We start from the raw sequence: 12,413 nt of genomic DNA, 5'->3' as shown, positions 1-12,413 counted from the left end.
GGGGGGCGGGGCGGCGCGCCGGTGGGCGCAGGCGGGCTCAGGGCAGCGAGGGGTGGAGCTCGAGCGCCTTCCGCTCGGCCCACTCGATCACGCGGGTCGCGACGTCTTCGCCGCGGTGGCGCGAGAGCTCTTGAATGCCGGTGGGCGACGTGACGTTCACCTCGGTGAGGCGTCCGCCGATGAGGTCGAGGCCCACGAACACGAGGCCGTCGGCGCGGAGCCTCGGCGCGATGTCGGCCACGATCGCGCGCTCTGCCTCCGTGACCTCGCACGGCTCCACGCGCCCCCCCACGTGGATGTTGGAGCGGATGTCGTCGCCTTGGGGGACGCGGTTGATCGCGCCGAGCACCTCTCCGTCGAGGAGCAACACGCGCTTGTCGCCGGCGGTGACCGCGGGCAGAAACTCCTGCGCCATCACGAGCTTGCGCCCCTCGCTGGTGAGCAGCTCGAGGATGCTCTTCGTGTTCTTGTCGCCCTTCGTGAGGAGGAGCACACCCGCGCCGCCGGCGCCGTCGAGGGGCTTGACCACCGCGCGACCGCCGACCTCGTCGAGGAACGCGGTGACTTCGGAGGCGCGGGCCGTGACCAGCGTGCGGGGCATGTGGCGCGCGAAGTGGAGCGTGTAGAGCTTCTCGTTCGCGTCGCGCAACCCGCGAGGATCATTGATGATAACCGTGCGTCCGCGGGCGCGTTCGAGCATCAAGGTCGCGTACAGATAGGCGTCGTCGAACGGCGGGTCCTTGCGGATGAACACGGCCTCGACGTCGGCGAGGCGCACCTGGGAGGGCGTGCCCATGCGGAAGTAGGGAGGCGCCGCCTCGACCACCAGCCCACGGACGTGCGCGTGCACCTCCCCGTCCTTCACGAAGAGGTCGCGCAGCTCGCAGTGCAGCGCCTCGTGGCCGCGCGCCTGCGCGGCCCGCTGGAAGGCGTAGGTGGTGTCCTTGTCGGGCAGGACGCGGTCCATCGCGTCCATGAGGTAGACGAAGCGCATGGCGCCCAAGGTAGCACCTCGGCGCTCCGACCAGCCGAGAACGCGCCGCGGGGCGCGAGACCGCGCCAGCCCGCGCCTCGCCTACTCGTCGTCGACGGTGAACGCGGCGAGCTGCGCGCTAGCCTCGGGATCGAGGTCCGTCGCGAGCGCGTACCCGACGCCCTCGCGCTGCGTCACGGCCACCGAGTGGCCGCCCGCCTGGCCCACGTGGACCTCGGCTGTGCCCACCGCGCGCGGAGAGAGCCCGTCGCTCGCGATGCGGATGCGCTGCGGATCGTAGATGAACACCGTCACCCGCTGGACGCTCGCCCCGTCGCGGCCGTCGCCGAGCTGGTACTGGAGCATCGCCGCGTGCTCGCGCTGCACGTTGAAGAGGCGCCCGCCCACGAAGCGCGCGCGCGGGCTCTTGAACGCCGGCGCCCGCACGGGCACGCCCACGTAGCGCTCGAGCGACCGCATGTCCTTCGCGTTCGTCCGCTCGGGGGGGAGCGGGCTCGAGTGCTCCGCCAGCAGGTCGGAGAGGGTCTCGTTGCCGATGAAGCCAGCGCGTGCGGCGCCGGCGACGCCGCGCGGACCGGGCCCCTGCGAGACGGTCCCCCAGGCGAACACGAGGGCCGCCGCGGCGGCGAGCGGCACAGCCGACCGCCACGAGAAGAGGCCGCGCCGGACCGGCTTGCCCTCTTTGGGAGCCAGCACCACGCTCGTGGCCAGCGACGCCGACGCCACCGAGATCGCCTCCTCCTCGCGGTGCTGGAGGGCGTCCAAGCGGTCGCGCTCGGCCGACATCGCGCCCAACATGCGCTCGCGGAAACCCGCCGAGGCGGCGCTCGCGGCGCTCTCGCGCACCGCCCGCTTCACCGAGCCGCGAATGGCCCGCTCGAGCAGCACGCGCTCGCGACACGACTCGCACACCGCGATGTGCTCCTCGACGTCGAGGGTCTTCACCGCGTCGAGTTGGCCGTCGAGCAGCACTCCGATAAGCCTTGCGTTCTCATGGCACGACGGCGTCATTGGGGACCCCACACGGACACGCAGCGCATCACGCGACTCCCTTGCGCCGGCGGAACTCGGCGAGGTCGGCGGGCCGCGACGGGCCCCGCTCCTCGCCCTTCACGATGCCGAGCGCTAGTGCATGGTTGTAGAGCGAACGTTGCAGGAGCTTTCGGCCGCGGTGGAGCCGGCTCATCACGGTGCCGATGGGGCAGCCCATGATCTGCGCGATCTCCTCGTAGGAGAACTCCTCCACGTCGGACAGGATGACGGCGAGGCGAAACTCGGCGGGCAGCTCGTCGAGCGCTCGCTGCACCTCGGCGGCGACGACCGGGGTGAGGGCGACCTGCTCCGGATCGCGAAGCTGCCGCATGGTGGAGGCGCCCACCCAGCCGTCGGCGAGGGGATCGGCGTTCAGGGCCGTCCAGGACGGCGCGCTCGAGCCCGCCCCGTCGGTACTTGTTGATGAAGGTGTTCGTGAGGATGCGGCAGAGCCACGCCTTCATGTTCGTGCCGGCCTGGAATTGGTCCCGCGCGCGCATGGCCTTGACGAGCGTGTCTTGGACGAGATCCTCGGCCTCGGTCGGGTTGCGCGTGAGGCGGCACGCGACCGCATGGAGTGCGTCGAGGTGGGCAACGGCGTCGTCGACGAACGTGTCTTTCATCTTGGCCTTCGCGGCAGATCCGAACATGCCCATGGTAAGCGCCGCCCTTCAGGAGGTCCAACCGGGCGATGCGCCGCGGTATTCCCGGGACGACGAGCTGCTGGGCCGCGCGCTGGGCGCGTGTTCAGCGCTGGTCTTTTCGGAGCTTGGCCTCGAGCGCTTCGACCCGGGTCGCGAGGCGGCGCACCTCTTGCTGGAGCTCGTGCCATGGCAGGAGGCTCGGCACGACGCTCTTGATGCGGTCGTCCATCCGCTGCTGCCACTCCTCGAGAGTGAGCTTGGCCTGGTCGACGAGGCTCGCCTTCGGTGACGCCGCGGGGGGAGGCGGCGGCGGAGGCGGCGGCGGAGGCGGCGGCGCTGGAGGCGGGGCGTCTTCCTCGGCCTTTCCGCCGGGGATGAGGCGCCCGATGGGCCCCTCGCGGAGGTCGGAGAGCACCTTCTCCGTGCGCTGGTGGATCAGCTCTTTCAGCGTCTGCAGGGGGACGGTGCGGCTGTTCGCCTTCTTCTCTTCGTAAATAATCTGCGCGAGGGTGACCTCCGTGAGGTCGTCCTTCGTGTTGTTGTCGATGATCTGGACTTCCTCGCCCGCGCGCACCATCTCGGCGATCTGCAGCAGAGTGACGTAGCGGCTGTCCTTCGTGTCGTAGAGCTTGCGGTTCGAGTACCGCTTGATGACGCGACGCGGCCGATCAGCGTCCACTTCCGACTTGCTGGTTTCCATCTGCCCTCCACCGCCACGGTTGCCGATGGTCCGAGGATACACTAACGCGGAGAGTCAGGTGCCGTTGACATCGCCTCCCCCCCTCGCGGCCAGCGCGATCGTCGCGGGATATGGCGCGCGAGCCGCCCTCTCGGGCGTCGATCTCGTCGTGCAGGCCGGCGAAATTTGGGCGGTCTGTGGCCCGAACGGCTCGGGGAAGAGCACGCTGCTGCGCGTCATGGCGGGCGGTCTGCGGCTGGACCGAGGGACAGTGCGGCTCTTCGGCGAGCCCCTGGACGATCGCGCCAAGGCGTCCCGCGTCATGGCGCTCGTCCCCCAGGAGACCGAGGTGGCCTTCGGGTTCACCGTGACCGAGGTGGTGGCGATGGGGCGCGTGCCCACACACGGCACGAGCGCCTGGCGGCACTGGCGCGCGCCGACGGCGGAGGACACGCGGGTGGTGGAGCGGGAGATCGAGCGCGCCGAGCTCGGGGCGCTCCGGTCGGCCCGCGTCGACGAGCTCTCCGGGGGCGAGCGGCAGCGGGTCGCGCTCGCTCGGGCGCTTGCGCAGGAGCCGAAGGTCCTGCTGCTCGACGAGCCGACCGCGTCGCTGGACGTGCGCGCCGCGGCGGTCTTTTACCGCGCGCTCGGCGAGCTCCGCGCCGAGGGCCTCGCCACCGTGGTCGTGCTGCACGACTTCGCCGCCGCCGACCGCGTGGCCACGCACGCGCTGCTCCTCGCGGAGGGCCGCACCGTTGCCCAGGGGGAGGCCTCCGCGGTCCTCACGCGCCAGCGCTTGGCGGGCGCGTTCGGGGTCGAGCTCGAGCTCCGCCCGTCGCTGGTCGCCTGTCGGGTGTGATTCACGTCGGCGCGTCCCGAGCCGTGGTGGCGGGCCGCGGATCTCCATCCGACATGTGTGGATCATTGCTCGCCTTTTGTGCCCAGGTGCGACGCCTTGCCGGGGCGATCCGTGTGCGGATGAGGTCACGTCCGTGCTACGGAGCGGCCATGGCGTTCCCCACGCGTCCGCTCCTCGCCGGTGCGCTGGTCGTCCTGGTCGCCGGGGGCCTCGCCCACCGCGCGCGTGGGCCGGAGGTGCTCTCGGCGCGGGTCGTGCGGAGTGATCTCGAGCACCGCATCGTGGCGAGCGGCCGCGTGCTCGCGCCCGCGCGGGTGAACGTCTCGGCCACCTCGCCGGGGCTCGCGGTCGCGGTCGGCGCCGCGGTCGGGCAGCACGTCGACGCGGGGAGCCTGCTCGTGCAGATCAACGACGCGGAGGCGCGCGCGAGCCTCGCGCAGGCGAAGGCGGCGGTCGAGCAGGCCCGCGGGCGGGTCGCGCAGCTCCAGCACGTGGGCGCCATCATCGCGAGCCAGGAGCTCCGTCAGGCGGAGACGAACCTCGCGAAGGCCGAGTCCGACCTCGGGCGCACCACCACGCTCGCGGCGTCGGGGGCCGTGCCGCGGACCGAGCTCGAGTCCGCCCATCGGGCGCTCGACCTCGCCAGGGCGCGGAAGAACGCGGCGGAGGCCCAGCAGGTGGCGTCCGCGCCGATGGGGGCCGACTCTCGCGTCGCGCTGGGCGCGCTGCTCCAGGCCGAGGCCCAGCGCACCGGCGCGGAGGTGCGCCTCGGGCAGACCCGCCTCGTGGCCGCGAGCCCGGGCACCGTGCTGTCGCGGAGCGTCGAGCCCGGCGACGTGGTGCAGCCGGGCCGCACTTTGCTCGTCATCGGCGTCGACGGCGACATCGAGCTCGCGTTTCAGGCCGACGAGCGCAACCTCTCCACCGTCGCGGTCGGGCAGAGAGCGCTCGCGTCGGCCGACGCCTTCCCGAACGAGGTGTTCGACGCGGAGGTGAGCTCCCTCGCGCCGTCGATCGATCCGCAACGAGGGACGGTCGAGGTGCGCCTCGACGTCGCCAAGCCACCCGCGTACTTGCGCCCGGACATGACCGTCTCGATCGATCTGCTCGTCGCCTCGAAGAAGGCCGCGCTCGTGGTGCCGACCGACGCCGTGCGGGGCGCCGCGACCCCGAGCCCCTGGGTGCTCGCGATCGTGGGCGGAAAGGCGGCGCGGCGTGCGGTGAAGCTCGGTATTCGCGGCCAGGGCGCCGAGGGCGCCACCGAGATCGTGAGCGGCCTTGGCGAAGGCGAGCAGATCATCGTGCCCGACGGTCGCCTGATCGAGCCCGGTCGCCGCGTGCGCGCCGTGGAGCGCGCGGGAGCGGAGCGCGAGGGGGTGCACTAGCCGTGGCCCTCCCGTTCGAGTGGTTCGTCGCGCTTCGTTACCTGCGTGAAGAGCGCGCGCAGACCGCGCTCATCCTCGCCGCGGTGTCGGTGGGGGTGAGCGTGGTCGTGTTTCTCTCTGCGCTCATCTCCGGGCTCCAGACGAGCCTCATCGACAAGACCCTCGGCTCGCAGCCGCACGTGACGGTGCGCGTCCCCGAGGAGCGCTCGCGTCCGCTCGTCGAGCCCTCCGAGGGGCGCGTGATCGCGCGGGCCATCCAGAAGGCGCCGCAGCGGCTCCGGTCCATCGACCAGTGGCCCGCCGTGGCGCATGACCTCGAGCGGGTCCCGGGGGTCATCGCGGTGTCGCCGTCGGTGACCGGCGCGGGCTTCGCCGAGCGCGGCCTCGCGAAGCGTCCCGTCGTCGTGCGCGGCGTCGATCCGGATCGCTTCGGGGCGATCATCGACGTTCAGCGGCGCCTCCGCGCCGGCCGCTTCGAGGTCACGGGGGCGACCGTGGTGCTCGGCAGCGGGCTCGCGGCCGACCTCGGCGTGACGGTGGGCGAGAAGGTCCGCGTCGTCACCTCAGAGGGCGTCGACGACACCGTCACCGTCGGCGGCATCTTCGAGCTCGGGAACAAGGGCGTCGACTCCACGTGGATGCTCACCTCGCTGCGCCAGGCGCAGGCGCTCTACGCGCTGCCGGGCGGCGCGACCACCTTGGAGCTGAAGGTCTCCGACGTCTTCGAAGCCGAGCGCGTCGCGACCGACGTGCGGGGGCGCCACCCGCTCCTCGTGGAGAGCTGGATGTCGATCAACGCCGAGCTGCTCGCGGGGCTCTCGGCGCAGAGCAGCTCGAAGCTCCTCATCCAGTTCTTCGTGGTGCTCGCGGTCGCCCTCGGGATCGCGAGCGTGCTCATCGTCTCGGTCGTTCAAAAGTCGCGTGAGATCGGGATCTTACGAGCCGTTGGGACGCCCGCCCGGCGGGTGCTGCGGATCTTCCTCATCCAGGGTGGCCTGCTCGGCCTCTCGGGCTCGTTCCTCGGCTCCGCGATGGGCGCGGCCTTCGCGGTCTCGTTCGCTCGGTTGGCCGTCGATCCCAACGGGACGCCGCGCTTCCCGATCACTCTCACCGCCGATCTGTTCCTCGGCGCGACCCTCCTCGCCACGGGAGTTGGGCTCCTTTCCGCCGTGCTTCCCGCGCGCCGCGCCGCGAGGATGGACCCCGCCACGGCGATCCGCCATGGCTGACGCCCTGCGCCTCGAGGGCGTCGTGAAGGACTTCGGGCCGGCGGCCCGGGTGCTCCACGGCGTGGACATGTCCGTCGGCGCCGGGGAGGTGGTGTCGCTCATGGGGCCCTCCGGCTCTGGCAAGAGCACGCTGCTGAACCTCGCCGGGCTCCTCGATCGCCCGACCTCGGGCCGCGTCGTCATCGACGGCGTCGACACGTCGTCGCTCGACGACGCCGGGCTCACCCAGCTTCGGGGCCTGAAGCTCGGCTTCATCTTCCAGTTCCACCACCTCTTGCCCGCGTTCACCTCGCTCGAGAACGTGCTCCTGCCTTCGTGGGGCCAGCACGGTGCTCCCGCTCCCGGCGCCCGCGAGAGGGCGACGGCGCTGCTGCGCGACGTGGGGCTCGGCGAGCGCATCGACTACATGGCCACCCAGCTCTCGGGAGGGCAGGCCCAGCGCGTCGCCGTCGCGCGCGCGCTCGTGCACCAGCCCGCCCTGGTGCTCGCCGACGAGCCCACCGGCAACCTCGACACCGAGTCGTCGGCCGAGGTGCTCGCGCTGATGCGCCGCTTCAACCGCGAGCTTGGTACAGCGTTCTTGGTCGTGACGCACGACCCGCGCATCGCGGCGCGCTGCGACCGGAGCCTCGAGATCGTCGACGGCAAGATGCGCCCGGAAGGCCCGACCGGTGGTGTAGCTTAGGCGCTCATGGCCGCACCACGCCATCGCTCGGGTCCATCGCGCTTCGCGCGCTTCGCGCGCTTCTTGCCGCTCGCGGGCGTCGCGGCGTTCTCGCTGCTGCTCTTCGACTGCGCGCTGCCCGAGGCGAAGCTCCCGCCGTCGCCCGCGCACGCGGTGCCGTACTACGCGAAGGTCGACTGGCCGCGCGCCGACGCCGAGATCGTGACGGTGCTCTCCGAGTACCTCAAGGTCGACACCACGAACCCGCCGGGCAACGAGACGCGCGGCGCCGAGCACCTCGGCAAGCTCCTCGCGGCCGAAGGGATCCCCTCCGAGATCCTCGAGTACGCGCCCGGCCGGGGCAACCTCATCGCGCGGCTCGAGGGCTCGGGCAAGGAGCCGCCGCTCTGCCTGGTCTCGCACATCGACGTCGTCACCGCCGAGCCCGCCACCTGGAAGCCCGGGCGTGGCCCGCTCTCGGGCGCCGTCGCCGACGGCTACATCTGGGGGCGAGGCGCGCTCGACATGAAGAGCCTCGGCGCGGTCGAGCTCATGAGCCTCGTGTGGCTCAAGCGCATCAAAGCGCCGCTCCGGCGGAGCGTCGTGCTCGTGGCCGTGGCCGCCGAGGAGACCGACAGCGGCGGGATGCGCTTCCTGGTCGACAAGCACTGGGACAAACTTGGGTGTTCGCAGTCGGTGAACGAGGGCGGAATAGGCATCAAAGATCTGCTCCTCGAGGGGCAGACGGTCTACCCAATCTCGGTCGCCGAGAAGGGCACGCTGTGGGTGAAAATGACGGCCAACGGCGAGGCCGGGCACGGCTCGACGCCCGTGCCGGGGCGGGCCCCCGAGCGGCTCCTCGCGGCCCTCGACAAGCTCGCGAAGCGCGATCCCGCGCCGGTGATCGACCCGGCGATTTACGAGCTCGCCGCCCGCGCGGGCTACGACACGGGCGGCATCACGGGCCAGGTGCTCCGGCGCCCGTTCCTGGTGCGGCAGCTCGTCCTAGGCAAGCTCCTCGACAACCCTCCGGCCCGCGCGACGCTCTTCAACACGGTCAACGTGACGGGCTTCGAGGGGCGCAACGAGCCGAACGTCATCCCCTCGAAGGTCTCCGCGATCCTCGACTGTCGCCTCCTGCCGGGCACCTCGCCCTCGGGCTTTCTGGGCGAGCTGAAGACCGTCGTCGCCGACCCCCAGGTCACGTTCGAGGTGCTCGACAGCGCGGCCTCGCGCGGGAACACCTGGCACGATCCGTTCTTCCAGGCGCTCGCGCGGCACGCGGTCGCCGGCCGCACCCACGTCGTCGCGGGGCCAGCGCTCTCGCCCGGCTACACCGACTCCCTCTACCTCCGCGACAAGGGCGTGCACGCGTTCGGCTTCATGCCCTTCGAGGTCGAGAAGGAGGAGCTCCTCGGGTACCACGGCAAGAACGAGCGCCTGAGCGTGGTGAACCTGCAGCGCGGGCTGCGGGCGCTGTTCCGCGCCATCGTCGACGTGTCGGTCGAATGAGGCGTTCGCGTGGTCTGGCCTCGGCCCTCACGTTCGCGCTCCTCGTAGGGGCGGCGCTGGCGGCGCCCGCACCCGCGCGAGCCGAACCGGAGCCCACGACGAGCGAGCCGAACAACGAGATCGAGGTCTCGCCCGACGTCCTCCTGCCCGCGCGACTCGACGCCATCGAGGTGCGCGGCCTCATCCGCACGCAGGAGTTCGTGGTGCTCCGCGAGCTCGGCTTCGAGGCCGGGCAGGTGGTCGCGCGCCCGGCGCTCGATCTCGCCATCAAGCGCCTGTGGAACACGACCATCTTCTCCAAGGTGCGAGGGCGCGTGGAGCGTCGCGCCGGTCGAACGGTGCTCGCGCTCGACCTCGAGGACCGCTGGACGCTCAACCCGCTGCTCGGCTACGGCTCCGGCGGCAGCGCCTTCTTCTTTCGTATTGGAGCGACGGACAACAACTTGGCGGGGCGCTTCCTCGAGGTGCAGGCGCAGTACCAGTTCTTCGACGGCTTCCACGGTGGCCAGGTCATCCTCCGCGATCCGCGGCTCTTTCACCGGCGCATGGAGCTCACCGTGCAGCTCGAGCGCCTCGTGCGTCCGCGCCCGCGGTTCTCCGACCAGCGCACCCTCGGGGCGGTCGAGCTGTCGCGGCTCTTCCTGAGCGATCGCGTGCGCGTGGGGCTCCGCACGAGCGTGTTCGCGGACCGCTTCCTCGAGCCGCTCGAGCCGCCGGCCGACTTCCCCGCTCCCACCGAGACGGCCCTCTTCGAGCCCTCGTTCCGCGTGGGCCGCGTCGACACCGTGCGGCTCCGCCAGACCGGCGCGAGCCTCGAGCTCAAGCCCGGGCTCGGGCTGCCCGTGGGCGGTCCAGGCTCGCAGTTCGCGCAAGCGCAGCTCGAGGCGCTGCTCTTCGGGCTCGTCGGCTCGCGCGCCAACGTCGCGGTGCGGCTACGGGCGGCGGGCGTCTCCGCGGTGCCGCGTCACCTGCTCGTGTACGCGGGGGGCCTCGACCTCGTGCGCGGCTTCCCCGACAACCACGCGGCCGCGCGCGCGCTCGCCCTCGCCAACGTCGAGCTCCGCGTGGTGGCCTTCGACTCGACCTGGTTGGCCCTGATGCCCACGGCCTTCGTCGACGGCATGGTGTGGCGCACCGAGGAGGGCGCCCGTCGCGGCGCGCTCTCCGGCGGCCTCGGCGTGCGGTTCCTGATACCCAAATTCGTCGGCACGGGCATGCGACTCGACGTGGCCGTGCCGGTGGAGAGCCCATTCAAGGTGTCGCCGAGCATCGGCGTGTATCAGTTCTTCTGAGAGTCTCCTGAGAGCGCCGCGCCCGCGTCAGCGCACATCAGGGAGGGGAGTGCCCTCCCGGCAGATTTTGCCCACGCGCACGTCGAAGTCCTTCAGGTTGCCGAGGATGATCGAGATGTAGAGATCGTCGGCCGAGGAAATGCTGCCCACGAGGAACTGTCGCCAGAGGGCGTACACGTGGACCGTCCTGCCGGCCGCGCGCTCGTAGAACGCCTCGATTTGGTAGTCTTGGTTGAACTGCGCGTCGCTCCCCTTGAGGAACGTAGCGGGCTTCACGAGCACGGTGCGCGAGAGCACCAAGTCGCCCCCGGTGGGGCCCGCGCCCGGCACGAAGCGCACGCTGCCGCGCAGATCGCTCTGGTACTGCCGCGACAGCACGGTCGCGGTCAGATCGGTGGTCCAGGTGAGGGTCTTCACCTTTCGGGCGAAGTAGTCCTCGGAGCTCGACGTGTAGGTGCGAAGGTAGTTGTCGTAGGTCTTGGGGAACAGCTCGGGTTGGTTCTTCGCGGCCGTGAGCTTCTCCACCTGCGAGAGCGTGCACGGCAACTCGGTGAGGATGATCATGCCCTGCGCGGCGGTCACGTCCCGCGGGGGTAGACCGAGGTCGGCGATGTCGGCGGGCTTCAGCGGCTCGAGCTTCAGGTTCGAGTCGCCGCCGTTGCCGTCGATGGCCCGCTGCATGACGCCCTCGATGTCGCGCACCAGCGTCTTGTACTCGGCGTCGCTCCCGGCTTGGTACTTCGACAGGAGGCCGCGGGAGAGCAGGCTGAGCTCCGACCCGCCCTCTCCCGCGACGTCGGTGGAGAGCGAGTCGAGCGTGCCGAAGTCGCAGCCGGTCAGCGTGATCGCGGCCAGCGCGCCGACGACGCCGAGCGCGCGCAGGGAGAGGTGAGACCGCCGCGAGGCCGGCGGAGCGGGCGATCGCACGACCGCCTCGGGGGAGAGAGCACTAGACGCCATGGAACTTGAAACCTCCCCTCCACCATAGCCGAGCCTCCGCGGCGGGTCGCGCCCCACGCGAGCGACCGCTCACGACAAACCGGCCAAGGTCGAGTACCAATGCGGGATGGTCCCGCGCCGCCCCCGATGGCCGCTGCCCGCTGTCCGCGCTTTCTCGTCCGCCGCCGCGTTCGCGTTCGCGTTCGCCCTCGCGCTCGCTGCGTCCGCCTCCGCCCGTGCCGGCACGGAGCCCGAGCCGCCGGCTCCGGTCGCCGCCCCGGTCGCCGCCCCCACCGCTCCGCCGGTGGCCGCTCCTGGCCAGGCGGACGCGCCCGCCTCGAGCCCGGAGCCCTCGGCGGCGGTCGCTCCGTCCGCCCCGAAGCCGCCCGCCTCCGCGGAGCGGGTCCCGATGCCCGTCCCCACGCCCCGCACGCGCTGGGTCGCCACCCTCGGCGTGCTCTCGGTGCCGCGCCTCATCTCGTTCGAGGCGCACGCGCTGCTCGGTCAGCGGCTAGGGGTCGGGCTCGTCTTCGAGTACCTGCCGCCAGGCATCGCGAAGTTCGGCGAAGACACCACGCTGTCGCTCCTCCAGGTGGGCGTCCAGGGGCGGTATTTCCCCTTCGCCGACTCGGACGGATGGTTCTCCCGCAGCCTCTACGGCGCGCTCGGCGTGGGCTACCAGTACTCGCGCGCCGACTCGTCGAAGTTCGGGAGCGAGGTCGACTACCTCACCGAGAGTATGTATTTTGCACCAAAAATCGGGCTGCTCGTCACGCTGAAGAGCGGGCTCACGCTCGGCGGCGATCTGGGCGCGACGCTCCCGTTGGGGGCGACCACTTCGTTCGCGTCCGACGGCACCGAAGACTCCAACGCGAGGAAGGCCGCGAAGACGTTCGGCATGTTCGTCATCCCGACGCTCACGCTGTTCCGCGTCGGATACAGCTTCTAACACTACTGCGAGAGGTTCCCTCTCGCTACGCAGTTCGCTGCGCGAACGGCAGCCGTGCTAGCCCTGTCTCGTAGGGGGCGCGGCGCCCTCTCGGCCACAAAGCTGGCCGATTCACCCCTCCGTCTTGTCCGCTCCCGCGGCCAACGACCACCACCGCGAGAATGAAGTCTCGCAGCAGTGCTCATCACCGAGCATGATCTTCGATCAAGCCCGGTGACTTATTGCTTCGTCATCG

11 protein-coding genes and 1 pseudogene are annotated in these 12,413 nt (G+C 71.3%); 7 read left to right on the top strand and 5 right to left on the bottom strand.

The features are described 5' to 3' along the window. Nucleotides 1–37: 37 nt before the first annotated feature. From gshB to IPQ09_08345, 4 genes and pseudogenes are all read right to left on the bottom strand, one after another. Complete coding sequence (gene gshB, locus IPQ09_08360) at nucleotides 38–994, bottom strand: glutathione synthase (protein ID MBL0194223.1); 957 nt, start codon at nucleotides 992–994, stop codon at nucleotides 38–40. Nucleotides 995–1,075: 81 nt separating this feature from the next. After that, on the bottom strand, nucleotides 1,076–1,966 hold the full coding sequence (locus tag IPQ09_08355; protein MBL0194222.1) for a zf-HC2 domain-containing protein: 891 nt from the start codon (nucleotides 1,964–1,966) through the stop codon (nucleotides 1,076–1,078). Nucleotides 1,967–2,033: 67 nt separating this feature from the next. Further along, a pseudogene (locus IPQ09_08350) lies at nucleotides 2,034–2,676 on the bottom strand (sigma-70 family RNA polymerase sigma factor). A 97-nt stretch (nucleotides 2,677–2,773) separates the two neighbouring features. Continuing rightward, nucleotides 2,774–3,370 carry a polyhydroxyalkanoate synthesis regulator DNA-binding domain-containing protein gene (locus tag IPQ09_08345; GenBank protein ID MBL0194221.1) on the bottom strand — a complete coding sequence of 199 codons (597 nt, stop codon included), beginning with the start codon at nucleotides 3,368–3,370 and terminating at the stop codon, nucleotides 2,774–2,776. Between the two features lie 64 nt (nucleotides 3,371–3,434). On the opposite strand from IPQ09_08345, the gene IPQ09_08340 reads away from it, so the two are divergent. From IPQ09_08340 to IPQ09_08315, 6 genes are all read left to right on the top strand, one after another. Further along, nucleotides 3,435–4,208, top strand: coding sequence for an ABC transporter ATP-binding protein (locus IPQ09_08340; GenBank protein MBL0194220.1), 774 nt, complete (start codon nucleotides 3,435–3,437; stop codon nucleotides 4,206–4,208). Between the two features lie 149 nt (nucleotides 4,209–4,357). Further along, nucleotides 4,358–5,593 (top strand): efflux RND transporter periplasmic adaptor subunit, encoded by a 1,236-nt coding sequence (locus IPQ09_08335; protein ID MBL0194219.1) that lies wholly within the window; start codon nucleotides 4,358–4,360, stop codon nucleotides 5,591–5,593. Nucleotides 5,594–5,595: 2 nt separating this feature from the next. Beyond that, nucleotides 5,596–6,822 (top strand): ABC transporter permease, encoded by a 1,227-nt coding sequence (locus IPQ09_08330; GenBank protein MBL0194218.1) that lies wholly within the window; start codon nucleotides 5,596–5,598, stop codon nucleotides 6,820–6,822. After that, nucleotides 6,815–7,507: an ABC transporter ATP-binding protein gene (locus IPQ09_08325; GenBank protein ID MBL0194217.1), complete on the top strand. Its 693-nt coding sequence runs from the start codon at nucleotides 6,815–6,817 to the stop codon at nucleotides 7,505–7,507. The genes IPQ09_08330 and IPQ09_08325 overlap by 8 nt, the downstream gene beginning before the upstream one ends. Before the next feature lie 6 nt (nucleotides 7,508–7,513). Beyond that, nucleotides 7,514–8,998: a M20/M25/M40 family metallo-hydrolase gene (locus tag IPQ09_08320; protein MBL0194216.1), complete on the top strand. Its 1,485-nt coding sequence runs from the start codon at nucleotides 7,514–7,516 to the stop codon at nucleotides 8,996–8,998. Next, nucleotides 8,995–10,290 (top strand): hypothetical protein, encoded by a 1,296-nt coding sequence (locus IPQ09_08315; GenBank protein ID MBL0194215.1) that lies wholly within the window; start codon nucleotides 8,995–8,997, stop codon nucleotides 10,288–10,290. Before IPQ09_08320 ends, IPQ09_08315 begins: the two co-directional genes overlap by 4 nt. A gap of 27 nt (nucleotides 10,291–10,317) precedes the next feature. Here the strand turns inward: IPQ09_08315 and IPQ09_08310 are convergent, their stop codons facing one another. Further along, nucleotides 10,318–11,250: a hypothetical protein gene (locus IPQ09_08310; protein ID MBL0194214.1), complete on the bottom strand. Its 933-nt coding sequence runs from the start codon at nucleotides 11,248–11,250 to the stop codon at nucleotides 10,318–10,320. Nucleotides 11,251–11,356: 106 nt separating this feature from the next. On the opposite strand from IPQ09_08310, the gene IPQ09_08305 reads away from it, so the two are divergent. Continuing rightward, on the top strand, nucleotides 11,357–12,178 hold the full coding sequence (locus IPQ09_08305; GenBank protein MBL0194213.1) for a hypothetical protein: 822 nt from the start codon (nucleotides 11,357–11,359) through the stop codon (nucleotides 12,176–12,178). The last annotated feature ends 235 nt before the right edge of the window (nucleotides 12,179–12,413 follow it).

It is taken from the genome of Myxococcales bacterium, from assembly GCA_016720545.1.
Taxonomy (GTDB): domain Bacteria; phylum Myxococcota_A; class Polyangia; order Polyangiales; family Polyangiaceae; genus JAAFHV01.
Note: the sequence above shows the minus strand (reverse complement) of the source record. Positions and strands in the feature narration are given on the sequence as shown.

Bases quoted from the DNA above. Each gene is read 5' to 3' on its own strand.
- IPQ09_08315 (MBL0194215.1), top strand. From the start codon at position 8,995: ATGAGGCGTTCGCGTGGTCTGGCCTCGGCCCTCACGTTCGCGCTCCTC.
- IPQ09_08305 (MBL0194213.1), top strand. From the start codon at position 11,357: ATGGTCCCGCGCCGCCCCCGATGGCCGCTGCCCGCTGTCCGCGCTTTC.
- IPQ09_08335 (MBL0194219.1), top strand. From the start codon at position 4,358: ATGGCGTTCCCCACGCGTCCGCTCCTCGCCGGTGCGCTGGTCGTCCTG.
- IPQ09_08345 (MBL0194221.1), bottom strand. From the start codon at position 3,370: ATGGAAACCAGCAAGTCGGAAGTGGACGCTGATCGGCCGCGTCGCGTC.
- gshB (MBL0194223.1), bottom strand. From the start codon at position 994: ATGCGCTTCGTCTACCTCATGGACGCGATGGACCGCGTCCTGCCCGAC.
- IPQ09_08320 (MBL0194216.1), top strand. From the start codon at position 7,514: ATGGCCGCACCACGCCATCGCTCGGGTCCATCGCGCTTCGCGCGCTTC.
- IPQ09_08310 (MBL0194214.1), bottom strand. From the start codon at position 11,250: ATGGCGTCTAGTGCTCTCTCCCCCGAGGCGGTCGTGCGATCGCCCGCT.
- IPQ09_08325 (MBL0194217.1), top strand. From the start codon at position 6,815: ATGGCTGACGCCCTGCGCCTCGAGGGCGTCGTGAAGGACTTCGGGCCG.